18 protein-coding genes and 1 pseudogene are annotated in these 22972 nt (G+C 64.6%); 17 read left to right on the plus strand and 2 right to left on the minus strand.

The window, feature by feature from the left end; genetic code table 11:
• Positions 1-127 precede the first annotated feature (127 nt).
• Positions 128-2104 (minus strand): protein meaA, encoded by a 1977-nt coding sequence (locus tag NEI07_RS13790; RefSeq protein ID WP_256035280.1) that lies wholly within the window; start codon positions 2102-2104, stop codon positions 128-130.
• A 127-nt stretch (positions 2105-2231) separates the two neighbouring features.
• The gene (locus NEI07_RS19505) at positions 2232-2810 is read right to left on the minus strand and encodes an HPF/RaiA family ribosome-associated protein (protein WP_305123747.1); all 579 of its coding nucleotides are present in this window, start codon (positions 2808-2810) and stop codon (positions 2232-2234) included.
• A gap of 182 nt (positions 2811-2992) precedes the next feature.
• On the opposite strand from NEI07_RS19505, the gene ccrA reads away from it, so the two are divergent.
• From ccrA to NEI07_RS13880, 17 genes and pseudogenes are all read left to right on the plus strand, one after another.
• A complete protein-coding gene (ccrA, locus tag NEI07_RS13800; protein ID WP_256035281.1) occupies positions 2993-4246 on the plus strand; it encodes a crotonyl-CoA carboxylase/reductase in 1254 nt (417 codons plus the stop codon).
• 107 nt (positions 4247-4353) lie between these two features.
• Positions 4354-5070, plus strand: a complete 717-nt coding sequence (locus NEI07_RS13805) for an ABC transporter ATP-binding protein (RefSeq protein ID WP_256035282.1) — start codon at positions 4354-4356, stop codon at positions 5068-5070.
• Positions 5067-6545, plus strand: a complete 1479-nt coding sequence (locus NEI07_RS13810; RefSeq protein ID WP_256035284.1) for an ABC transporter permease subunit — start codon at positions 5067-5069, stop codon at positions 6543-6545. The genes NEI07_RS13805 and NEI07_RS13810 overlap by 4 nt, the downstream gene beginning before the upstream one ends.
• A gap of 8 nt (positions 6546-6553) precedes the next feature.
• Complete coding sequence (locus NEI07_RS13815; RefSeq protein ID WP_256035286.1) at positions 6554-8020, plus strand: ABC transporter permease; 1467 nt, start codon at positions 6554-6556, stop codon at positions 8018-8020.
• Between the two features lie 272 nt (positions 8021-8292).
• The gene (locus tag NEI07_RS13820) at positions 8293-9651 is read left to right on the plus strand and encodes a cytochrome P450 (protein ID WP_256035288.1); all 1359 of its coding nucleotides are present in this window, start codon (positions 8293-8295) and stop codon (positions 9649-9651) included.
• A 340-nt stretch (positions 9652-9991) separates the two neighbouring features.
• Positions 9992-11665 (plus strand): acyl-CoA dehydrogenase family protein, encoded by a 1674-nt coding sequence (locus NEI07_RS13825; RefSeq protein ID WP_256035289.1) that lies wholly within the window; start codon positions 9992-9994, stop codon positions 11663-11665.
• Positions 11666-12245: 580 nt separating this feature from the next.
• Positions 12246-12677 carry a hypothetical protein gene (locus tag NEI07_RS13830; RefSeq protein ID WP_256035291.1) on the plus strand — a complete coding sequence of 144 codons (432 nt, stop codon included), beginning with the start codon at positions 12246-12248 and terminating at the stop codon, positions 12675-12677.
• Positions 12678-12737: 60 nt separating this feature from the next.
• Positions 12738-13355: a glutathione S-transferase family protein gene (locus NEI07_RS13835; RefSeq protein WP_256035294.1), complete on the plus strand. Its 618-nt coding sequence runs from the start codon at positions 12738-12740 to the stop codon at positions 13353-13355.
• Positions 13356-13435: 80 nt separating this feature from the next.
• Positions 13436-13861 (plus strand): annotated as a pseudogene (locus tag NEI07_RS13840) (SDR family NAD(P)-dependent oxidoreductase); the annotation flags it as partial.
• A 40-nt stretch (positions 13862-13901) separates the two neighbouring features.
• Positions 13902-14201, plus strand: coding sequence for an SDR family oxidoreductase (locus tag NEI07_RS13845; RefSeq protein WP_256035296.1), 300 nt, complete (start codon positions 13902-13904; stop codon positions 14199-14201).
• Positions 14202-14438: 237 nt separating this feature from the next.
• Positions 14439-16211, plus strand: coding sequence for an acetolactate synthase 3 large subunit (locus tag NEI07_RS13850; RefSeq protein ID WP_256035298.1), 1773 nt, complete (start codon positions 14439-14441; stop codon positions 16209-16211).
• Positions 16212-16292: 81 nt separating this feature from the next.
• Positions 16293-16844 carry an acetolactate synthase small subunit gene (gene ilvN, locus NEI07_RS13855; RefSeq protein ID WP_123174283.1) on the plus strand — a complete coding sequence of 184 codons (552 nt, stop codon included), beginning with the start codon at positions 16293-16295 and terminating at the stop codon, positions 16842-16844.
• A gap of 117 nt (positions 16845-16961) precedes the next feature.
• Positions 16962-17981 carry a ketol-acid reductoisomerase gene (ilvC, locus tag NEI07_RS13860; RefSeq protein WP_256035300.1) on the plus strand — a complete coding sequence of 340 codons (1020 nt, stop codon included), beginning with the start codon at positions 16962-16964 and terminating at the stop codon, positions 17979-17981.
• A gap of 175 nt (positions 17982-18156) precedes the next feature.
• Positions 18157-18954 carry a nuclear transport factor 2 family protein gene (locus tag NEI07_RS13865; protein ID WP_256035301.1) on the plus strand — a complete coding sequence of 266 codons (798 nt, stop codon included), beginning with the start codon at positions 18157-18159 and terminating at the stop codon, positions 18952-18954.
• A 134-nt stretch (positions 18955-19088) separates the two neighbouring features.
• Positions 19089-19835, plus strand: a complete 747-nt coding sequence (locus NEI07_RS13870; protein WP_256035302.1) for an NUDIX hydrolase — start codon at positions 19089-19091, stop codon at positions 19833-19835.
• Positions 19836-19845: 10 nt separating this feature from the next.
• Positions 19846-21654, plus strand: a complete 1809-nt coding sequence (gene aroB / locus NEI07_RS13875) for a 3-dehydroquinate synthase (protein ID WP_256035303.1) — start codon at positions 19846-19848, stop codon at positions 21652-21654.
• Between the two features lie 4 nt (positions 21655-21658).
• Positions 21659-22954: an HlyC/CorC family transporter gene (locus NEI07_RS13880; RefSeq protein WP_256035304.1), complete on the plus strand. Its 1296-nt coding sequence runs from the start codon at positions 21659-21661 to the stop codon at positions 22952-22954.
• Positions 22955-22972 lie beyond the last annotated feature (18 nt).

The raw sequence follows: 22972 nt of genomic DNA on the forward strand, positions 1-22972 counted from the left end.
GGCGTCAGTCCGGGCGACGCCGAAGATGCGCGAGCTTAATGAAGCGCGAGGTTTGCTCCCTCTCCTGCGCGAAGCGCGGGGGAGGGTTGGGGAGGGGGCGCTCTCCTGTGCGTGGACCCCGGGCGCCTTAAACCGCCGCCTTCTCGATGATGTGGGCGAGGTCGGTCATGATGGCGTTGAGGTCGTAGTTCTTCGGCGTATAGACCGCCGCGACGCCCGCATCGCGCAACAGCTTTTCGTCGGCTGGCGGAATGATGCCGCCAACGACCAGCGGCGCGTTGACGCCTTCTTGCTTCATCAGCTTGATCACTTCATGGGCGAGCGTCACATGCGAGCCGGAGAGGATGGAGAGGCCGATGCAATGCGCGCCTTCCTTCTTCGCCGCCTCGACAAGTTCGGCCGGCGTCGAGCGAATTCCGGCGTAGATCACGTCGAAGCCGGCGTCGCGGGCGCGCACCGCGATCTGCTCGGCGCCATTCGAATGGCCATCGAGGCCGGGCTTGCCGACCAGGAATTTCGCCCGTTTGCCGAGCTTTTGGGACACGCGTTCGACTTCGCCGCGCACGGCGTCGAGCGCGCCGCCGACCTGACGGGCGGTCGAGGAGACGCCCGTCGGCGCGCGATACTCCCCGAACACCCCGCGTAAAACATTGCCCCATTCGCCGGTGGTGACGCCCGCCCTCGCTGCGGCGATGGACGGCTCGACCATGTTGCGGCCTTCCTTGGCGGCGTGCGCCAGCTCGTCGATGGCGGCTTGCGCGGCCTTCTGGTCGCGGCTCTCGCGCCAAGCTTTGAGCCGCGCGATCTGCTCGGCCTCGACATGTTCGGGCACGACCATGATCTGATCGCCGCTGGAGGTCAGCGGCGAGGGCTCGCCCTCGGTGAATTTGTTGACGCCGACGACGATCTGCTCGCCGGCTTCGATCGACTCGAGACGCGCGGTATTGGCTTCGACGAGCTTGCCTTTCATATAGCCGATCTCGACCGCCGCGGCCGCGCCGCCGAGCTCTTCGATCTTCTTGAGTTCGGCCATCGCCTCGGCCTTCAATTCGGCGACCTTGCGGGCGATTTCGGGATTGCCGTCGAAGATGTCGCCATATTCGAGGAGGTCGGTCTCATAGGCCATGATCTGCTGCATGCGCAGCGACCATTGCTGGTCGAAGGGGCGCGGCAGGCCGAGCGCCTCGTTCCAGGCCGGAAGCTGCACGGCGCGCGCCCGCGCGTTCTTGGAGAGAACGACGGCGAGCATCTCGATCAGGATGCGGTAGACGTTGTTTTCCGGCTGCTGCTCGGTGAGGCCCAGCGAATTGACCTGCACGCCATAGCGGAAGCGGCGGAGCTTTTCGTCCTTCACGCCGTAGCGCTCGCGCGTGATCTCTTCCCAAAGCTCGGCGAACGCCCGCATTTTGCAGAGCTCGGTGACGAAGCGCATGCCGGCGTTGACGAAGAAGGAGATGCGGCCGACGACCTGGGCGAAATCCTCGTCGGAGATTTCGCCGGACTTCTTCACATTGTCGAGAATGGCGACGGCGGTCGCGAGCGCATAGGCCAATTCCTGCGACGGCGTCGCGCCGGCTTCCTGCAGATGGTAGGAGCAGACGTTCATCGGATTGAACTTGGGGCATTCCTTCGTGGTGAAGAGAATGAGGTCCTGCGTGAGGCGCAGCGATTGCGTCGGCGGGAAGACATAGGAGCCGCGCGAAAGATATTCCTTGATGATGTCGTTTTGCGTCGTGCCCTGCAGTTTTCCACGCGGCGCGCCTTGCTCTTCCGCGGCGGCGATATAGAGCGCCATCAGCCACACGGCGGTGGCGTTGATGGTCATCGACGTGTTCATCTCGCTGAGCGGGATGCCGTCGAAAAGCGTGCGCATATCGCCCAGATGCGAGACCGGCACGCCCACCTTGCCGACCTCGCCGCGCGAGAGGATGTGGTCGCTGTCGTAGCCGGTTTGCGTCGGCAGATCGAAGGCGATGGAGAGACCCGTCTGGCCCTTGGCGAGATTGGAGCGATAAAGCTTGTTGGACTCGCTGGCGGTCGAATGGCCGGCATAGGTGCGAAACATCCAGGGCTTGTCGCGGCGCGGGGCGGACATGTCGTTCATATAGCGTCTCCTCCGCCGTTGCGCTTAGCATGCGGCCAGCGGTGGAGGAAGACGGGCGCCCGGCCGCAGCGCGTCGGCGTTGGCTGCGCCGCCCCGGCCACAAACCAGGCTTTGGACGTCGCGCGACCTATCCCGAGCTGGGGCGCGGCGCGATTTCGTTCAGCGACTGCACGCGCCTGGCCTGCGGCCCCTCCCGGCCTTGGCTTTCCAGAAACTCCACCCGCTCGCCGATTTCGAGCGCGTCGAAGCCAGGTTCGGCCACGCTGTTGCGGTGAAAATAGATCTCGCGTCCATCCTCGCTTTCGAGGAAGCCGAAGCCGTCGGCGCGAAACACGCTTTTCACCACGGCGGTGGGCGCCGTCTCGTGATGCTTGATCTTGCCGCGTATCTGGCGCGACTGATCGCGTAATTGCCGCCGCGCCCGCCTGAAGGCGTCGTTGAGCGCGAAATCAGCGTCCATGAAGCGCTCGTCGGCGTCGGGCGTGCGCTCCACCGACACTTCGCGGCCGTCGGGGAGCGCGATGTAGATCGTAAAATGATGTTGGCCGCCGGTCCGATGATGGCCGCTCGGCCCTTTGGCGACGACGCGGCAGGCGGTCATTCGCCCATAAACCTTCTCCAGCTGAGCCAGCTTGGCGACGATCTTGGCGCCCAGTTCCGGGCGCGGCTCCATGTCGATGAAATCGATCTCGGGCGCGGTTTCCATCGGGTCTCTTTCTGCCCCCAAGCGCAAATAAATAATGCGCGGGCGCCGAAAGGCTTCCTGCAGCTATAGAGAAACACTTGCCGATCCATAGGAATTTCGCGCTATGAAGCGCGCCGTCGCCCTATTATAAGCTCCGCCGGAACTTTATCGGCGCACGGTTCAAAGCCGGAGGGAGCGAAACCTTGAGTGAGAAGAAAGACCTCTATGAGATGGGCGAGATTCCGCCGCTCGGGCATGTTCCCAAGAACATGTACGCCTGGGCGATCCGCAAGGAGCGGCATGGGCCGCCGGAAACCGCCATGCAGCTCGAGGTCTTGCCGACCTGGGAGCTCGACAGTCACGACGTGCTGGTGCTCGTGATGGCGGCCGGGGTCAATTACAACGGCGTCTGGGCGTCGCTGGGCGAACCCATCTCCGTGCTCGATGCGCACAAAAATCCCTATCACATCGCCGGCTCCGACGCTTCCGGCATCGTCTGGGCGGTCGGCTCCAAGGTGAAGCGCTGGAAGGTCGGCGACGAGGTGGTCGTCCACTGCAACCAGGACGACGGGGACGACGAGGAGTGCAACGGCGGCGACCCGATGTTCTCGCCCTCGCAGCGCATCTGGGGCTATGAGACGCCGGACGGCTCCTTCGCCCAGTTTTGCCGCGTCCAGGACCGCCAGCTGATGGAGCGGCCGAAGCACCTCTCCTGGGAAGAGGCCGCTTGCTATACCTTAACGCTCGCCACGGCCTATCGCATGCTCTTTGGCCATGCGCCGCACCAGTTGAAGCCGGGCGATAATGTGCTGGTGTGGGGCGCCTCCGGCGGCCTCGGCGTGTTCGCCGTGCAGCTCTGCGCCGCCTCGGGCGCCAACCCTATCGGGGTCATCTCGGATGAGAGCAAGCGCGACTACGTGATGTCGCTTGGCGCCAAGGGCGTCATCAACCGCAAGGACTTCAAGTGCTGGGGGCAGTTGCCGAAGGTCAACACGCCCGAATATGTCGAATGGACCAAGAACGCCCGCGCCTTCGGCAAGGCGATCTGGGACATCACCGGCAAAAAGGACGTCGACATCGTCTTTGAACATCCGGGCGAAGCGACCTTCCCCGTCTCCTGCCTCGTGGTGAAGCGCGGCGGCATGGTGGTGTTCTGCGCCGGCACCACCGGCTTCAACCTCACCTTCGACGCGCGCTATGTGTGGATGCGCCAGAAGCGCATCCAGGGTTCGCACTTCGCGCATTTGAAGCAAGCGTCGGCCGCCAACCGCTTCGTGCTCGATCGCCGCGTCGACCCCTGCATGTCGGAGGTTTTCTCCTGGGAGAAAATCCCGCTCGCCCACACCAAGATGTGGAAGAACGAACATGCGCCCGGCAATATGGCGGTGCTGGTGATGGCGCCAAAGCCCGGCCTGCGCACCGTCGAGGATGTGACGGAAGCCTATAAGCAGAAGTAGCGCCGCCGCTCGCTTGACCGCGGACGCTTCAAAAGGCAGTCTTGCGCGACCATCGAAGCCGGCGCGGGCCACGCGCGCCGGCGGCGAGCCGTCAGGCGGATGCGGCCATGCTCGAAGCGTGCAATCTCACCAAGCGTTATGACGGCGCCGGCGCGCCGGCGCTCGACCGTCTCAATCTGACCGTGCCGGCGGGCGAGGTGTTTTGCCTGCTCGGCCCGAACGGCGCCGGCAAGACGACGACCGTCAATCTCTTCCTGAATTTTATACAGCCGACGGCAGGCCAGGCGCTCGTCTGCGGGATCGACGCCGCGGTTGATCCCTCGGCGGCGCGCGCGCTTCTCGCCTATATCCCCGAGCAGGTGATGCTCTACGGCGCGCTCACCGGCCTTGAGAATCTGCAATATTTCACCGAAATCTCTGGGGCCGAGGCGCCTCGCCACGAGCTTCTTTCGCTGCTCGCCGCCGCCGGCCTGCCAAAGGACGCGGCCGAGCGTTCCGTGCGCTTCTATTCCAAGGGCATGCGCCAGAAGGTCGGCGTCGCCATCGCGCTCGCAAGGCGCGCGCAGGCGCTGGTGCTGGATGAGCCGACCTCCGGCCTCGATCCGCTCGCGGCCAATGAATTCGCCGCGCTTATCGAGCGGCTGCGCAAGGAGGGCATGGCGGTGCTCATGGTCACGCATGACCTCTTCCTCGCCAAGCAATGCGGCACGAAGATCGGCATCATGGCGCAGGGGCGTCTCGCTTCCGTCTTCGGCGCTGACGACGTCGATCATCTGGGGCTGGAGCGCGCCTATCTCGATCTCTTCGCGAGCGCGGCGGCGTGAGCGATCTCGCTCTCGCCCCGCTCGCCACGACTGCGCCGGCGAAGAGCCGCTGGCGCGTCGTCCGCGCCGTCGCCGGCAAGGAATGGCTGGAGCTGTTCCGCGACCGGCGCCTCGTTTGGCTCTGCGCCTTCATTATGGCGCTGATGCTCGCCGCGCTCGCCTTCGGCTATGTCGAGAACGCCCGCATCCTGCGCGAGCGCGACGCCGCGGCGCAGGCCGATCGCGACCTCTGGGTCGGACAGAGCGCCAAGAATCCGCACGCCGCCGCGCATTTCGGCCAATACGCCTTCAAGCCGTTGAGCCCGCTGGCGCTCGCCGATCCCGGCGTCGACGCCTATGTCGGCTCGGCGGTGTGGCTCGAGGCGCATAAGCAGAACGAGACCCAGTTCAAACAGGCGCGCGACGGCGGCGTCGGCGCGCGGCTCGGGTCGCTGTCGCTCGCCTTCATCCTGCAGACGATCGCGCCGCTCATCGTCATCCTGATGGGCGTCGCAAGCTTCTCCGGCGAGCGCGAAAGCGGCACGCTGAAACAGCTGCTCAGCGTCGGCGCCAGGCCGCGCGACATTCTCGCCGGCAAGGCGATGGCGCTCATCGGCGCAATCTTCGCGCTGCTCGCGCCGGCCTTCGTCGGCGCGGCGCTCGCCCTCGTCTTCTTTGTCGATCGCGAGCGCCTGTCGCTCGTCGATCAATTGATTCGTCTCGGCGCGCTCGGCGCCGCCTATGCGGCCTATCTCGCAGGCTTCGCCTTTCTCGCGCTGGGCGTTTCGGCTTTGGCGAGAAGCTCACGCGCGGCGCTCGTCACGCTGCTCGCCTTCTGGCTCGCCAATTCCTTTCTCGCGCCGCGCCTCGCCACGGACGCCGCGCGCGCCTTCGCGCCGACGCCGACATGGCAGGAGTTTCGGGCGGGGATCGCGCAGGACAAGGCGAAGACATTCGGCCATGACGAGAGCCATCCCGCCTTCGTCGCTTTCCGCGATGAGACGCTGAAAAAATACGGCGTGTCGCGGATCGAGGATTTGCCGGTCAGCTTCCGCGGGCTGGCGCTGCGCAAGGACGACGAAGCCGGCTATGCGATCTTCGATCGCCATTTTGGCGCGCTGCAGGCCGCCTTTGACCGTCAGGACGCGCTGCGCGCCGCGCCAGGATTCCTCTTTCCGCTGCTGGCGCTGCGGCCGATCTCGATGGCTTTCGCCGGGGTCGACAGCCGCAGCCAGTTCGATTTCGCGACGGCCGCCGAGGCGCATCGGCGCGACATCCAAAATCAGGTCAGCGACAACCTCATCCATTTCGCCCACGACAATAGTTACGTCGCGGGCCCGGAGCTGTGGCGAAAGATCGCCGCCTTCGCCTATCGCGCGCCCGGCGCGGTCTTCGCGCTCGACCACAGCGTCCTTCCGATCGTTGGTCTTCTAGGCTGGCTCGCACTGGCTGGCGCTTTCGCGCTCTTCGCGGCGCGGCGTCTGCGCCCGGTATGAGCGCGCGCATGTCGTCCGCTTTCCTCTCTTCCGCTTTCCTCGCGGGCATGCGGTTCGAGGCGCGGACGATGCGCCGTGACGGCGCGATCTGGTTTGCGCTTCTGGCTTTAGCGGGCGTCGCGCTGTTCGCCCTCGCGATGGGCGCCTCGCGCGTCGCGGCGCAGCAGGCGGCGATCGCGGCGGCGCGCGCCGACGAGACGCAGCGCCTGTCAAACCTCCAGAAAACGCTCGCGCAATTGCAGCAGGGCGAGACGCAGGGAAAGCCCGCGCCGGAGCCGCCGCCCTATCGCGATCCGCGCAACGCGGCCTTCATGGGCGGAGGCCCCGCCGCGGCGGTCGCCGCGCTCCCGCCCGCGCCTTTGGCGCTTGTCGCCACAGGGCAGAGCGATCTGCTGCCACCCGCCGTCCGGGTGACGACGGGCTCGAAAGACAGTTTCCTCTTCGCCGACGAGATCGACAATCCGGCCAATCTGATGTCGGGCGCGACCGATCTCGCCTTCGTCGTGGTCTTCGTCTATCCGCTCGTCATTCTGGCGATGGCCTTCAATCTGCTCGCCGGCGAGCGCGAGCAGGGAACGCTGGCGATGACGCTGGCCTCGGCGCGGCGGCCCAGCGCCGCGCTCGCCGGCAAGCTGACGGCGCGCGTCGCCGCGCCGATTGTCGCGACGCTGCTCGCCGTCGCCGCTGGCGTCTGGATCTTCGCCGGCTGGGAGCGGGTTGCTTCGCCCGGCTTCGCGGCGTTGCTCATCGTGCTCTTGCTCTACGGTCTCTTCTGGGCGGCGCTCGCCGCCGCCGTCGACGGCCTCGGCCGCGGCTCGGCCTTCAATGCGCTGACGCTGATCGGCGCCTGGGTGGCGATCACCATGATCCTGCCCGCCGCGATCAACAGCCTCGCCGCTTTCGCCCATCCCGCGCCCTCGCGCATCGACATGGTGCTGGCGGCGCGCGCCGCCTCGACCGACGCCGATCGCGCCCGCGACGCCTCTCTTGCGCGCTACGCCCAGGAACATGGCGATGCGGGAAAGCCAGCCGGCGGTCCGCAGGAGATGACGCTGCGCCGCCTCGCGACGCAGGAGGCGGCCTTTCAGCGCGTCGAGGCGATCGTCGCCGAACATGACGCGCAGCTCGCCCGCCAGCGCGACATGGCGGACAGGCTCGGCTATCTCTCGCCCGCCTATTTGACCTATCAGGCCATGGCGGATGTCGCCGGCTCAGGGGAGACGCGCTATCGCGCCTTCCTCGACCGCATCCGCGCCTTTCATCTCGATTGGCGTGAATTCTTCCTATCCCGCGCCAAGGCCGGCGCGTCGCTGACGGCGCAGGATTACGCGGCCATGCCGAAATTCACCCAGGCGGACGAAGAGCTGGTGGCGCGCCCGCCGGCGGGACTTGCCGGCCCGCTCATCGGCGTCGCGCTGCCGATGCTGATTCTCGCTATTTTTGCTTGGCGCGGCTTCCGCCGTTGCCGGATTTGACTGGAATTGGCGGCTTTTTTTCTGCGCCGATTTTTCGCGCAGGTTCGCAGGCCGATCGGGTGAAGGCTTCCTCATCCTGAGGAGCGTGCGCAGCACGCGTCTCGAAGGGCGAGGAAGCCCGATTTCGCGTAGTTTTCCTCACCCTCGTCATTCGAGACGGCCTCTTCGAGGCCTCCTCAGGATGAGGAGGAGAAAAAAAATATTCGCTAGATCCACCTGCGCGGGTTCGCCCTCGTCATTGAAGCGAATATCTTCCCGGCGCAGGAGCTTGCATGTTTCACGATCCGGATTTCACGCCCCTTACGCCAAACGAACGCCCGTCCTGGCGCGCGGCCAAACGCAATTTTCTCGAAAACTGGCCGCCTGCCGCCTATCGCGAACATTATTTCACGCTTGAGGGCGTTTGGCCGTTTGTCGGGCGCACGCATTATCTCACCGATCCCGAACTCATCGAAGACATGCTGATCACGCGCGCGGACAGTTTTACGCGCGACTTCATCACGGTCAGCGCACTGTCGTCCGTCATCAACCGCGATGCGCTGTTCTTTGTCGAAGGCGCCGATTGGAGATGGCAGCGGCGCGCGCTCGCTCCCGCCTTCCGACATGAAAATCTTCTGGCGCTCACGCCGACATTCGTCGATTGCGCCAAAGCCCAGGCGGAGGCCTGGCGCCTCGCGCCGCAGGGGGCGCCGGTCGATGCGATGAACGCCATGTCGAACGTCACTTTCGCGGTCATCGAGAAAGCCGTGCTCGGCGTCACTGGGGCCTTCGATCGCGGCAAGTTTGTCGCCGCCTTGCAGGAGAGTTTCGCCGCCATCTCCTGGTCGCGGATCTTCACCCTGCTTCGACTGCCGACATGGCTGCCGTTTCCCGGTTCGTCGAAAGTCAATCGCGACATGCGCTACCTTTACGACGAGACCGCGCGCCTCCTCGCGGTGCGGCGCGCATCGGGCGGGCAAACGCAGGCGATCCTCGATCGGCTGCTTGCCGCCAAGGACCCCGAAAGCGGCCGGTCGATGACCGACGCCGAACTCATCGCCAATCTCTACGGCTTTTTGGTCGCGGGGCATGAAACATCGGCCGTCGCGCTCGGCTGGAGCCTGTGGCTGCTCGCCAAGGATCAGGCGTCGCAGGAGCGCCTGCGCGACGAAGTGCGCGCAATCGCCGGCGACGCCGACATCAGCGGCGACAGGATCGAGGGGCTGCAATTTACAAAGCAAGTCATACAGGAATCGATGCGCCTCTTTCCGCCGGCCGCCGCGATTGGACGACAGCCGCGCGAAGACATGACGCTCGGCCCGCATAAAATCGCAAAGAACGAACCGGTCTATGCGGCGCTCTGGGCGCTGCATCGTCACGAGAAACTCTGGGACGCGCCCAACGCTTTCGACCCCGACCGCTTCGCGCCGGAAAAAGCCAAGACGCGCCATCGCTGCGCTTACATGCCCTTCGGCGCCGGCCCCCGCATTTGCATTGGCATGGGGTTCGCGATGCTGGAAATGACCGCGATCCTCGCGACGCTCGTTCGCGACTTTCGCTTCACGACGGTCGAGGGCCACCGCCTCGAACTGGCGCCGGATTTCACGACGCGACCCAAAGGCGGCCTGCCGCTGATCATCGAAAAAATCTGATGGTTCGCGGCTATCGGGCGCAAGTAGGGCTCCGAATCCAGGCTAACGATGCGTCATCTCACCGCGTCATGGCCGCGCTTGTCGCGGCCATCCACGCCACGCCACGACGCAAATCCGAGAACATTAGCCGAACATATCGTCTCCGCGCGATGCGTTTCGCGATCGTCTGGCGTGGATGCCCGCGACAAGCGCGGGCATGACGCTGAAGTGAGCTGAAATTAACCCGAGTTCGAAGCCCTGCGGGCGCAGGCAGACCGGTTGCGTCTCCGGCCAAATGGCGGCATGTAAGGCGCAAATTCGCCCAGCGCCTACGCGCGCTTTGACTTCCGGATAAGAAAGAATGACCGCAGCCGTCGCAACGAAACTTGAAGCCGCCGATTGGACCAGCGACGCCAAGGAGGCGCTCGCCGCCGTCGAGGCGCTTTACAAGGACGCGCTGGTCAGCGTGCGCGCCCGCGATTCCCGCGACGGCAAGATCGCCAATGACCTGTTCGAGGCGGATCAGCATGCCGCGCACGGCCTCGCCTGGCTTGCGACCTATGTGCAGGGGCTGCGCGAACTCATCGATTACGCCGAGCGGCTCTCGGCCGAGGGCGCCTATGGCGAAACCGAAGAGCTTTTGAACCAGATCGGCTTCGCCGAATTCCTCGCCCAGGTCTATGGCGGCATTCCGATGAGCCAGGGCGAGATCGTCCGGCTCAGCGATTTCGGGCTTTCAAGCCAACAGATCGCGGCGCGGCGTCCCGCCTGCGTCGACCGGCTGATCCTTTCCGGCAATACGCCGGCGAACCGCGCCCGCCTCGCCGAACTCATCGACCACCACGCTGCGGCAGAGACCATCGGCGCATCGGGCCTCGACGAGACGCTGGAGGCGATCCGCAGCGAGATGCGCAAATTCGCCTCCGCCAATGTCACGCCCTATGCGCAGGACTGGCACTCGAAGAATGAATATATCCCGCTCGAGGTGATTTCGGGCCTCGCCGACCTCGGCGTCTTCGGCCTGACGATTCCGGAGGAATATGGCGGCTCGGGCATGGGCAAGATCGCCATGTGCGTCGTCTCCGAGGAATTGTCGCGCGCCTATATCGGCGTCGGCTCGCTCGGCACGCGCTCGGAAATCGCCGGCGAATTGATTCTGGTCGGCGGGACAGAGGCGCAGAAGGAGAAATATCTCCCCAAAATCGCCTCTGGCGAGATCCTTCCCACCGCCGTCTTCACCGAGCCCAACAACGGCTCCGATCTTGCCGGTCTGCGCACCCGCGCGACGCTGGAAGGCGGCGTTTATAAGGTCTTCGGCAATAAGACCTGGATCACCCATCCGGTGCGCGCCGATGTGATGACGCTGCTCGTGCGCACCAATCCGAACGAGAAGGGCTATAAGGGCCTCTCCATGCTGCTCGCCGAGAAGCCGCGCGGCACCGATGAGAACCCGTTCCCCGCCAAGGGCATGACCGGCGGCGAGATCGAAGTGCTCGGCTATCGCGGCATGAAGGAGTTCGAGATCGGCTTCGACAATTTCGAAGTGCCGGCCGAAAATCTTCTCGGCGGCGAGGAGGGCAGGGGCTTCAAGCAGCTCATGGAGACCTTCGAATCCGCCCGCATCCAGACCGCGGCGCGGGCGCTCGGCGTCGCCCAATGCGCGCTCGACCTCGGCTTGAAATACGCCAAGGAGCGCATTCAGTTCGGCAAGCCGCTGTTCTCCTTCCCGCGCGTCTTCAACAAAATCGTCTCGATGGCGATCGAGATCCACGTCGCCCGCCAGATCACCTATTTCGCCGCGCGCGAGAAGGACGAGGGCAAGCGCTGCGATTTGGAGGCTGGCATGGCCAAGCTGCTCGGCGCGCGCGTCGCCTGGGCGGCGGCCGACAACGCCCTGCAGATCCATGGCGGCAACGGCTTCGCGCTCGAATATCCAGTCTCGCGTGTGCTCTGCGACGCCCGCATCCTCAATATTTTCGAGGGCGCGGCCGAGATTCAGGCGCAGGTCATCGCGCGTAGGCTGCTGGAAGGCTGAGCGGGCGAGCGTCGCGCACAATACGTGGCCGGACAAGCCCGGCCATGACGGTGGAAAAGCGCGGCGATAAACAAAAAGCGCGACGACTGAATCGGAGAAGCCCAACCTATCCGCGTCATGCCCGCGCTTGTCGCGGGCATCCACGCGCACTCCTGAGCTGCCGTCTCCGAAATTGAAGCTTTTCGTCGCGCATTATTGAGCGCTCTGGCATAAACCGGCGCCCGCGCGCATAATGAGCCATGCGCGAAACAGATCTCTTCACATCCAGAATTGAGCCTGACCCGCTCTACGCGGGGCGGTTCCGTTGGACTGTCTGCGAGGGGTCACAGATTCATCTGCGGTCCCCGCATTCCTACGCGACCAAGCGAGAGGCAGAGCAGGAAGCGGACAAGGCGCTGCAAAAGCTCGCGTCCACATGGACGGGCAAGCGATGACCAAGCCATCGCGCCCGCCTGACCTCGACGAACGGGCAAAGCGCCTGTTCGACATCGCCACGGGCGCAATCGAAGTCCCGTAGGCTGCGCGGCCTATCTCGGTTCACAGCCTTTCTCGCGCGCCCCCGGCGCCTTACCTTCCGCTCATGACCAAGCGCGTCTATCGCCTCGTCGACGGCTCACGCGGACCGCGGCGGGATTTTCGCATCACCGTCGGGCTGCGCGAGGGCTGGGAGGCCGAGGGCCGCGTCTATGACCTTTCCGAAGCGGTGCGTTGCGCGCACGCCTGGATGCGCCGCCGCGTCGAAGCCGGCCAGCCCGCGCTCTCAGGCATGTTCACCCGCGGCGAGGTGACCTACGCCTGGCCCAGGGACGACGGCACGGTCGGTTCGGACCGTGAGCCGGTCGCGATCTTCACCGGCGAAGCGGTGCACGCCTATCTCGGCGGCCTTCCCGAGGCGCAGATCGAGGCGATGCTGAACGAACTCGCCGGCGAACTCGGGGCGGCGCTCGGGCAGGAGCGCCTCTATGTCGCCTTTTGCGACAAGACCTGGATTCTCGACTGCGGCGAGGGGTAGACGCGACCCTCCTGGGCCGCCGCCCTATTCTAAGAGCGACGCTCTCAAGGGGAGGCCCTCATGGTCACGCTCTACTATCATACAGGCGCGTGTTCGCTCGCGCCGCATATCGCGCTCGAATGGATTGGCGAACCTTACGAGACCAAGGCGGTCGAGTTCGGCGATAAGGAATATTTGAAGATCAATCCCGCGGGCGCGGTGCCGGCGCTTGATACGGGCGAAGGCTGGATTCTGACCCAGGCCGCGGCCGTGCTGCGCTATCTCGCCGGCCGCTTCCCGCGCTCGGGGATCGCCCCGGACGGGTCGCCGCGCGACGAGGCCGAGGCCGACCGCTGGTCCTCCTTCATCACCGGCGATCTCCACCCGGCTTTTTTCCCGCTTTTCTCGCCCAATCGTTATACCCGCGCCCGGGAGAAGGAGGCGTTCGACAATGTGCGCGAAGCCGCAAAAGCGCTCGTGCGCAAGAAATTCGATATTGTCGAAGCGCATCTTGCGGGTCGCCGCTACATGGTCGGCGACAAGCGCAGCTATCTCGACGCCTATGTTTTTCCGATGGAGCGCTGGGGCGCGTCGCTGCTCGAGGACGGCCTGTCGAAATACCCCAATGTCCTGAAACACCACGACATGATGGCGGCGGACGAAGGGGTCAAGCGCGCGCTCGCCGCCGAAGGCGCGTGACCGCCTCGAATAATCGCCTCTCACGAGCTTGACCGCGACGGCGGCGGGTGAAAGCTTCCGCTCAGGCTCGGGAGAGGCTCATGGCTCGATTTGAAGGGAAAGTCGCGCTCGTCACCGGCGCGGCGAGGGGTCTCGGCCGGGTGACGGCGCTCGCCTTCGCCCGTGAGGGGGCGAAGGTCGCGCTCGCCGATATCGACGAGGCTGGCGGGCGGGAGACTCTCGATATGATCCGCGCGGCAGGCGGCGAGGGGCTCTTCACGCCGGCCGATGTGCGCATCGAGCGGGAAGTCGAAGCCATGGTCGCGAAGACGGTCGAGGCGTACGGTCGCCTCGACTGCGCAGTGAACAACGCCGGCGTCGTGCGCTTCAAACCCATCGCCGAGGAGACGGAGGAGGGCTTCAACTTCCACATAGATGTGAATCTGCGCGGCGTGTTCTTCTGCATGAAGCACGAAATCCGGCAGATGCGCCAAAACGGCGGCGGCGCCATCGTCAACCAATCCTCGATCACCGGCAGCCTCACCGGCAACCCCGCGGAAGGCGCCTATGCCGCCTCCAAGGGCGGGCGTCGACGGCCTGACCAAGACCGTCGCGCTCGAGGTCGCCAAGGACAATATCAGCGTCAACGCCATCTGCGCCTGCGGCATCGACGCGCCCGGCGACGTCTTCCATCAATGGATGGAGAAGGAGCGCATCAGCCCTGAGCAGGCCGGGAAGCTGTTTCCGATCGGGCGGATGGGCAAGGCTGAGGAGCTGACCGAGGCCGTGCTGTTCCTGTGCTCCGAACAGGCGCGCTTCATCGTTGGCCACCTCCTCGTCATCGACGGCGGATGGATCGCCCGCTGAAGTTTCGCTCTCCGCCCTTGATTCTCCGCCGCGCCTCCCGTAACGTCGGCCGTGAACGAAGGGGCGGAACGCGTAAATGCGCGCAATTCTCGTATTTGAAGCGCCGGAGACGGAGCAGGGCTAGGCCCGGCCTCCGCCAATGGCGCTTGACCCAAGGCCCCAAGAGGGCCTTTTTTGTTGCCCGAAGACGAAAAACATCCTAGTCGCCCGCCGCAAGAAGCAAGACGGAAAATGATGATGTCGAAGGAAATGTCCGGCGCCGAAATGGTGGTCGAAGCCCTGAACGACCAGGGCGTGGAGATTCTTTTCGGCTATCCGGGCGGCGCCGTCCTTCCGATCTACGACGTGCTCTTCCAGCAGGAGAAGGTGCAGCACATTCTCGTGCGCCATGAGCAGGGGGCCGCCCATGCCGCGGAGGGCTATGCGCGCTCCTCGGGCAAGGTCGGCGTGTTGCTCGTCACCTCGGGACCGGGCGCCACAAATACGGTGACGGGCCTCACCGACGCGCTGATGGATTCGATCCCGATCGTTTGCATCACCGGGCAGGTGCCGACGCATCTCATCGGCTCCGACGCCTTCCAGGAATGCGACACGGTCGGCATCACCCGCCACTGCACGAAGCACAATTATCTCGTCAAAAACATCGCCGATCTGCCGCGCGTGCTGCATGAAGCCTTCTATGTGGCGTCGTCCGGCCGGCCCGGACCGGTGGTCATCGACATCCCCAAGGACGTGCAGTTTGCGCGCGGCCTCTACGCCCCGCCGCGCAGCGCCGCGCACAAGACCTATCATCCCAAGCTCGACGCCGACATGGAGGCGATGCAGCAGGCCGTGCGCATGATGGCGGCGGCGAAGCGGCCTATCTTTTATACGGGCGGCGGCGTCATCAATTCCGGACCCGCGGCGTCCACCCTGCTGCGCGAACTCGTGAGTCTCACGGGCTTTCCCATCACCTCGACGCTGATGGGGCTCGGCGCCTATCCGGGGTCGGGCGAAAACTGGCTCGGCATGCTGGGCATGCACGGCACCTGGGAAGCCAATCACGCCATGCACGACTGCGATCTGATGATCGCGGTCGGCGCGCGTTTCGACGACCGCATCACCGGACGTCTCGACGCCTTTTCGCCGGGCTCGAAAAAAATCCACATCGACATCGATCGTTCGTCCATCAACAAGAACGTCAAGGTCGATCTCGCCATCGTCGGCGATTGCGCGCATGTGCTCGAAGCCATGGTGCGCCTGTGGCGCGCCGAGGCGATGAGCGCCGACAAGCAGCCGCTCGACGATTGGTGGGCGAAGATCAACGAGTGGCGGGCGCGCAAATCGCTGGCCTTCCGCAATTCTGAAACGGCGATCAAGCCGCAGCATGCGGTGCAGCGGCTCTATGCGCTGACCAAGGACCGTGACGTCTATGTCACCACCGAGGTCGGGCAGCATCAGATGTGGGCCGCCCAGCATTATCATTTTGAAGAGCCGAACCGCTGGATGACCTCGGGCGGGCTCGGCACCATGGGCTATGGCCTGCCGGCGGCGATCGGCGCGCAGCTCGCGCACCCCGGTTCGCTCGTGATCGACATCGCCGGCGAAGCCTCGATCCTGATGTGCATTCAGGAAATGTCGACGGCGATCCAATACCGCCTGCCGGTGAAGATCTTCATCCTCAACAACGAATATATGGGCATGGTGCGCCAGTGGCAGGAACTGCTGCACGGCGGGCGCTATTCCCATAGCTACTCCGAGGCGCTTCCCGATTTCGTCAAGCTCGCGGAAGCGTTCGGCGCCAAGGGCATCCGCTGCTCTGATCCCGCGTCGCTCGACGCCGCGATCCAGGAGATGATCGACTATGACGGACCGGTGATCTTCGATTGCGTCGTCGACAAGGTCGAAAATTGCTTCCCGATGATCCCCTCCGGCAAGGCGCATAACGACATGCTGCTCGCCGATCTTTCCGATGACGCTGGGATAGAGATCGGCGCGATCATCGACGAAAAAGGAAAGATGCTTGTTTAGGCGGTCGGCAGTCGGCAATGGGCAGTCGTGACGCTGCAATCGACTGCCGACTGCCGATTTGCCGACCGCCCAGGAAAAAAGATGAACGCTCCCGCTTCTCCGCCATCGCCCTACGCCGCCGCGACGACGAACTCCAAGGTCGAGTCGCATACGCTCTCCGTGCTCGTCGACAATGAGCCGGGGGTATTGGCGCGCGTCGTCGGCCTGTTTTCCGGCCGCGGCTACAATATCGAGAGCCTCACGGTCGCCGAGGTCGCTCACGCCGAACATCTCTCGCGCATCACGATATTGACCTCCGGCGCGCCGGAGACGATCGACCAGATCCATCACCAGCTCGAGCGACTCGTCCCCGTGCATCAGGTGACCGACCTCACCATGTCGATGCGCTCGCTGGAACGCGAACTCGCCATGGTCAAAGTCAAAGGTCGCGGCGACCACCGCACCTTCGCGCTACAACTCGCCGAAGCCTTTCGCGCCCGCATCGTCGATGCGACCACGGAGAGCTTCATTTTCGAATTGACCGGCAAACCCCACAAGATTGATGAATTCATCGACCTGATGCGTCCGATCGGGCTCGTCGAGGTCTCCCGCACAGGCGTCGCCGCCATCTCGCGCGGGCCCGATCCGATCTAAGGCGCGAGAATTTTGACCTTGCCGGGCGGCCCGCGTAGAAGGAGCCCGCCAGCGAATTCGACGGCGCGGGGCGCGCCGTTCCCCCAAGAGCGCACGCACATCAAGGAAGCAGAGCACATGCGCGTTTATTACGATCGGGACGCCGACATCAATCTGATCAAAGGCAAGAAAGTCGCCATCGTCGGCTACGGCAGCCAGGGCTTCGCGCATGCGCTCAATCTCAAGGAGTCCGGCGTCCAGGAAGTGGCGGTCGCGCTGCGGCCTGGCTCCGCCTCGGCCGCCAAAGCGGAAGGCGCTGGCCTCAAGGTCATGACCGTCGCCGAGGCCTCCAAATGGGCGGACGTCATCATGATGCTGACGCCCGACGAGCTGCAGGGCGAGATCTACGCCAATGAGATGGCGCCGAACCTGAAGCCGGGCGCGCTGCTGCTCTTCGCCCACGGCCTCAACATCCATTTCAACCTGATCGAGCCGCGCAAGGATATCGACGTCGCCATGATCGCGCCGAAAGGCCCGGGCCATACGGTGCGCGGCGAATATCTCAAGGGCGGCGGCGTGCCCTGCCTAATCGCGGTGCATCAGGACGCTTCCGGCAACGCCAAGCAGGTTGCGCTGTCTTATGCCGCGGCGATCGGCGGCGGCCGCGCCGGCATCATCGAAACGACCTTTCGCGAAGAATGCGAAACGGATCTTTTCGGCGAGCAGGTCGTGCTCTGCGGCGGTCTCGTGGAATTGATCCGCGCCGGATTCGAGACTCTGGTCGAAGCCGGCTATGCGCCGGAAATGGCGTATTTTGAATGCCTTCATGAAGTGAAGCTGATCGTCGATCTCATCTATGAAGGCGGCATCGCCAATATGAATTATTCGGTGTCGAACACGGCCGAGTATGGCGAATATGTCACGGGTCCGCGCATCATCACCAAGGACACCAAGGCCGAGATGAAGCGTGTGCTTGACGATATTCAATCGGGCAAATTCACGCGCGACTGGATGCTGGAGAATAAAGTCGGCCAGACCTCCTTTAAGGCCACTCGCGCACGAAATAACGCGCATCCGATCGAAGACGTCGGTCTTCGCCTGCGCGGCATGATGCCTTGGATCGGCAAGAATAAGTTGGTCGACAAGGATCGCAATTAGCGCATAATGATCCCAAAAAAGGCGAGCGCGCATTCGGGTTTGGGCGTGGCCGAGGCGCAGTAAGCGCATCGCGCATCGCCATAGCGGGGGATGAATGCACGGGCCGGGCGGGCGGTCGAGCCAGCTTATCGAGAGCGAAACGCGTCGGCGCGTACACGAGATTGTACGAAGCCGCATGACGTACGACGTCTCGACATTGGTCGAACATTTCGTCGAAGACGTCGAGCTGAACTACAGCTGCTCCCGACTTGGCGTGCTTCCCCCGGGACAATGGCGCGGGCGCGATGCGCTGCGCGCCCATTTGCGCCGCGTCGACGTCGATTATGAACCGCTCGACGCGGAAATTCTCGCGGTTCTCGTCGAAGGCGACAATACGGTGGTGCGATGGATCAGCAGTTGGCGTCACCGCGCCACTGGCCTCATCCATCGCATGGACATGGCGCATTTTCTGCGCTGGCGGAACGGACTGGTATCGGAAATGCACGAGTTCCGGGACCATCGTTGCGTCGCGCGCGGCGCCGATTTCTTGCCGCAAAGCCTCGACGACATTCTCAATCCCCGCGGCCCGGGACTGGCGCGCGACGAAATGGCGCGCCGGTTGATCGCCATGGGCAGTTTCTCCCGTAGCCCCGACATCGCCCTGTTCCGTGAGCTGTGTTCGCCCGACGTCGTGTGCGAATTCGTTGGCGACCGCACGACGGTTTCGCACGCCGGGCGACATCGCGGCATAGAGGCGTTGATCAACATTGTGCGCAGCATCGAGGTCGAGTTCGAGCAGCTCGGAATCGCTATGCCCGAGGTCATCGTCGACGGCGGCGCCGCCGCTGCGCGTCGGAACGTCGAGTGGCGTCATCGCGGCACCGGCCGTCGCGGTCAGGTGCAGCTTGCCGATTTCGTGCGCTTCGAAGACGGCCGCATCGTCGAGATCGTCGAATTTCGCGACAGCGTGGCGCTTCTGCAGATGCAGGCGTAGCGAAGCGCCGTGACGTGCTCGATGCGGATCAGCCGGTCCAGCCGAAATCGGGCGTTCATCGCGCGCATTCATACCCGGCCCGCAATCGCAGTTGCGGGCCGCTTGCGCCGTTGCGGCCAAGGAGCGGCACGCCTGTGACTATCGAAATTGCGGAGATTGATCGCCTCGAGTGTCGCATCGTCGATCACCCTTGGCGCTTTGCTAAGGAGCGCGCCGCCGACATCGAGCGCCATTGGGAGGAGCGCCGACGCGCCAATCCGGCGCTCTACGACGGCTCGGTGCTGCTCGCCTGTCGCGTCGAGCGCACGACGGGCGAAGATGGCGCGCGCATCTTGCGCATGGGGTTCTTCGAGACGCCTTTCTCGAGCTTTCTTGCCTGGCGAGACTTCGGCTGGCCCGACGAAGCCGTATATAATTGCTTCTCGATGCCGGCGGCGCGCGCGCGCGACGGCGCCTATCTCCTCGGCGAAATGGGGCCAAGCCACTCATTCGCCGGCGAGCTCTATTTTCCCTGCGGCACCCCCGACCCTTCCGACGTCGTCTCGGGCGGGGGCGTCGATCTCGCCGGCAGTCTCGTGCGCGAGCTCGCCGAAGAGACGGGCCTCGCCGCCGCGGACGCGCAGGCGTCGGCCGGCTGGACGGCGATATTCGATCGCCAGCGTGTCGCCTGTATCAAGAGATTGGATTTCGACGCGCCGTCGCACGCCCTCCTCGCCAAGGTGAAAGCCTTTATCGCAGCCGAAAGCGCGCCCGAACTCGCGGATGCGCATATGGTTTCGAGCTTGACGGCGCTTGCCGACCCGCGCCTGCCCGCTTTCATGGTCGCGTATCTTTCGCGCGCCCTTGCCGGCGCGGATGAAATTCCGCGCCGCGCGGGTTAGATTTGCCCCAATGAATCGACCGCAACACTCCGGCGCCGTCCTTCCAGCTTCGCAGCCGCCCAGCGACGAGCGCGCTTTGGCCGTGCGCGCCGCCCTGAACGGCAGGGCGATCGTGCTGGTCGGCATGATGGGCTCCGGCAAGAGCGCCATCGGCCAGAGGCTCGCCGCGCGGCTGGGCCTTCCCTTCGTCGACGCGGACGCCGAGATCGTCGCCGCGGCGGCCGGCATGTCGATTCCCGAGATTTTCGCCAAATATGGCGAGCGCTATTTTCGCGACGGCGAGCGGCGCGTCATCATGCGCCTGCTGAACGGCGGCCCGGTCGTGCTCGCCACCGGCGGCGGCGCGTTTCTCGATCCTCGCACGCGCGATCGTATCGCCGAGCGGGGCGTATCGGTGTGGCTTGACGCCGATCTGAAGACCCTGCTGAAGCGCGTGCGCCGCAAGAACGATCGTCCCCTGCTGCAAACGGAGGATCCGGAGGAGACGCTGCGCCAGTTACTGGAGGCGCGGCGCCCCCTATACGAACTCGCCGATCTTCGTGTCGAGTCGCGCGAAATTCCGCAGGATGCGATGGTGGATGATACGCTCGCCGTTCTCGCTGCAGGCTTGCCGATACTGGAAGACTTGCGACAGCGGGCGCAAAGCAGAGGTTTCGCCAAGGCCATGACGCATCTGTATCCCGCGCGCGCGGAAGGCGACGCCCGCCGCCAGGAAATTGTCCGGGTCGCGCTGGGCGGACGCTCCTACGACATTATCATCGGCGACGGGCTGCTGCAGCGCGCCGGCGATTATATTGCCGAAATCGCGCCCGGAGCCGCTTGCGCCATCATCACGGACGAGAATGTCGCCCGACTGCATCTTCCGACAGTTGAGCAGAGCCTGAAGGACGCCGGCCTGCGCGCGACGACCATCATCGTTCCGCCTGGCGAGGCGTCAAAATCGCTTTCGGTTTATGGCCGCGTCTGCGACGACGTGCTGGCCGCGAGGATCGAACGGCGCGATCTGATCGTCGCGCTTGGCGGCGGCGTCGTCGGCGACCTCGCCGGATTCGTCGCCGCGAGCGTGCGGCGCGGCTCGCGCTTCGTGCAAATTCCGACGACGTTGCTGTCGCAAGTCGATTCTTCGGTCGGCGGCAAGACCGGGATCAATTCGCGTCACGGCAAGAATCTGATCGGCGCCTTTCACCAGCCGGCGCTGGTTCTCGCCGACGTCGACTCGCTGCGGACATTGCCGCTGCGCGAGTTCCGCGCCGGCTACGCCGAAGTCGTGAAATATGGCCTGATCGGCGACGCCCGATTCTTCGATTGGCTCGACGCCGACTCGGATGCGGTGTTCCATAGTCAGGCGGAACAGATTTGCGCCGTCGCGGTGAGCTGCGAGACCAAGGCGACGATCGTCGCGCGCGACGAAACGGAGCAGGGCGAACGCGCGCTGCTCAACCTCGGTCACACATTCGGCCACGCCTTCGAACGCCTGACCGGTTACGACAGCGCGCGCCTCGTTCACGGCGAGGGCGTTGCGATCGGCATGGCTTGCGCCGCGCGCTTCTCCGTGCGCCGCGGCCTGTGCCCCGAGGCGGCGGCGGAGCGCGTCGAACGCCATCTGAAGGGCGTCGGTCTGCCGACGAGGATCCACGACATTCCGGGTTGGCGCGACGACGCCCAGGCCATTCTCGACGCCATGTATCAGGACAAGAAGGTCGAGCGCGGCGCGTTGACGTTCATTCTCTTGCGCGGCATCGGCCAGGCGTTCATTGCAAAATCTGTCGACGCCAATGAGGTGCTTGGCTTTCTCAAAGACGAGCTAAAACGGACATAGCGCCATGCATGGGCTCGAATCCGGCGCGCCGCAGGTCGACATATGGACTGCGGTTGGCATCGTCATAATTTGCGTGTTCCTGTCCGCCGTCTTTGCTGGATCGGAGACGGCGCTTACCGCCGCGTCGCACGCCCGGATGCACTCGCTGGAAAAGGAGGGCGATAAGCGCGCCGCCGCCGTCAATCGGCTGCTGCGCCAGCGCAACCGCATGATCGCCGCGCTGTTGCTTGGCGGCACCCTGGTCAATATCGGCGGCTCCGCTTTCACGACGAGCGTGCTGGTTGTCGTCGCGGGCGACAACGGGGCGGTTTATGCGACCGTCATCATGACCGTGCTGCTGCTTGTCTTCGCCGAGGTTCTGCCGAAAACGCTGGCGATCAATCATCCCGACGAAACGTCGCTGCGCGTCGCGAAGTTTATTGCGCCCTTCGTGCGAGTCGTCGGGCCGCTCCTCGCGGGCGTCGAATATATCGTGCGCACGGTGCTCGCGTTGGCGGGCGTCGAGGTCGGCCATGGCCGAACGGTTCGCTCGCCTTATGACGAATTAAAGAGCGCCGTCGATATTCTGCATGACGAGGGCAATGTCGAGCGCGCCGCGCGCGACATGTTTGGCGGCGTCCTCGATTTGCAGGTGCTGCATGTTTCGGACGTCATGATCCACCGCACCAAAATGCGCACGATCGACGCGGATCTGCCGCCGGCCCAGATCGTGCGCGAGGTGCTGTCGTCGCCCTTCACCCGCATGCCGCTCTGGCGCGAGCGACCGGATAATTTCGTCGGCGTCCTTCATTCGAAGGACATGCTGCGGGCGCTGAATGCCGCAGGCGGCGACGCTTCGAAAGTCAATGTCGACGAGGTGATGTTCGCGCCATGGTTCGTGCCAGAGGCGACGACGCTCGAGGATCAGCTCGAAGCCTTCCTCAAGCGCAAGACGCATTTCGCCTTGGTCGTCGACGAATATGGCGAGGTGATGGGACTCGTCACGCTTGAAGATATCCTCGAGGAAATCGTCGGCGATATTCGCGATGAACATGATCTCGCGGTGCAGGGCGTGCGTCCGCAGCCTGACGGGTCGGTGCTGGTCGACGGCGCCGTGCCGTTGCGCGATCTCAATCGCGTCATGGCGTGGGATCTGCCCGATGAGGAAGCGACAACGATCGCGGGCCTCGTGATCCACGAGGCGGGCGCCATTCCGGAAGCCGGGCAGGTGTTCACCTATCACGGCTTCCGTTTCGAGGTGATGCGCAAGATCAGGAATCGCGTCACCGCGCTGCGGGTGACGCCGCAGCAAGCCGCATGACGACGCGCGGCAAGGATC

This window comes from Methylocystis suflitae, from assembly GCF_024448135.1.
Classification (GTDB): domain Bacteria; phylum Pseudomonadota; class Alphaproteobacteria; order Rhizobiales; family Beijerinckiaceae; genus Methylocystis; species Methylocystis suflitae.

What these genes read in the sequence shown, in the direction of transcription:
- NEI07_RS13790 (WP_256035280.1), bottom strand. Translation starts at nt 2,104, where the DNA reads ATGAACGACATGTCCGCCCCGCGCCGCGACAAGCCCTGGATGTTTCGC.
- NEI07_RS19505 (WP_305123747.1), bottom strand. Translation starts at nt 2,810, where the DNA reads ATGGAAACCGCGCCCGAGATCGATTTCATCGACATGGAGCCGCGCCCG.
- NEI07_RS13805 (WP_256035282.1), top strand. Translation starts at nt 4,354, where the DNA reads ATGCTCGAAGCGTGCAATCTCACCAAGCGTTATGACGGCGCCGGCGCG.
- NEI07_RS13815 (WP_256035286.1), top strand. Translation starts at nt 6,554, where the DNA reads ATGTCGTCCGCTTTCCTCTCTTCCGCTTTCCTCGCGGGCATGCGGTTC.
- NEI07_RS13820 (WP_256035288.1), top strand. Translation starts at nt 8,293, where the DNA reads ATGTTTCACGATCCGGATTTCACGCCCCTTACGCCAAACGAACGCCCG.
- NEI07_RS13825 (WP_256035289.1), top strand. Translation starts at nt 9,992, where the DNA reads ATGACCGCAGCCGTCGCAACGAAACTTGAAGCCGCCGATTGGACCAGC.
- NEI07_RS13830 (WP_256035291.1), top strand. Translation starts at nt 12,246, where the DNA reads ATGACCAAGCGCGTCTATCGCCTCGTCGACGGCTCACGCGGACCGCGG.
- NEI07_RS13835 (WP_256035294.1), top strand. Translation starts at nt 12,738, where the DNA reads ATGGTCACGCTCTACTATCATACAGGCGCGTGTTCGCTCGCGCCGCAT.
- NEI07_RS13845 (WP_256035296.1), top strand. Translation starts at nt 13,902, where the DNA reads ATGCCGCCTCCAAGGGCGGGCGTCGACGGCCTGACCAAGACCGTCGCG.
- NEI07_RS13850 (WP_256035298.1), top strand. Translation starts at nt 14,439, where the DNA reads ATGTCGAAGGAAATGTCCGGCGCCGAAATGGTGGTCGAAGCCCTGAAC.
- ilvN (WP_123174283.1), top strand. Translation starts at nt 16,293, where the DNA reads ATGAACGCTCCCGCTTCTCCGCCATCGCCCTACGCCGCCGCGACGACG.
- ilvC (WP_256035300.1), top strand. Translation starts at nt 16,962, where the DNA reads ATGCGCGTTTATTACGATCGGGACGCCGACATCAATCTGATCAAAGGC.
- NEI07_RS13865 (WP_256035301.1), top strand. Translation starts at nt 18,157, where the DNA reads ATGACGTACGACGTCTCGACATTGGTCGAACATTTCGTCGAAGACGTC.
- aroB (WP_256035303.1), top strand. Translation starts at nt 19,846, where the DNA reads ATGAATCGACCGCAACACTCCGGCGCCGTCCTTCCAGCTTCGCAGCCG.
- NEI07_RS13880 (WP_256035304.1), top strand. Translation starts at nt 21,659, where the DNA reads ATGCATGGGCTCGAATCCGGCGCGCCGCAGGTCGACATATGGACTGCG.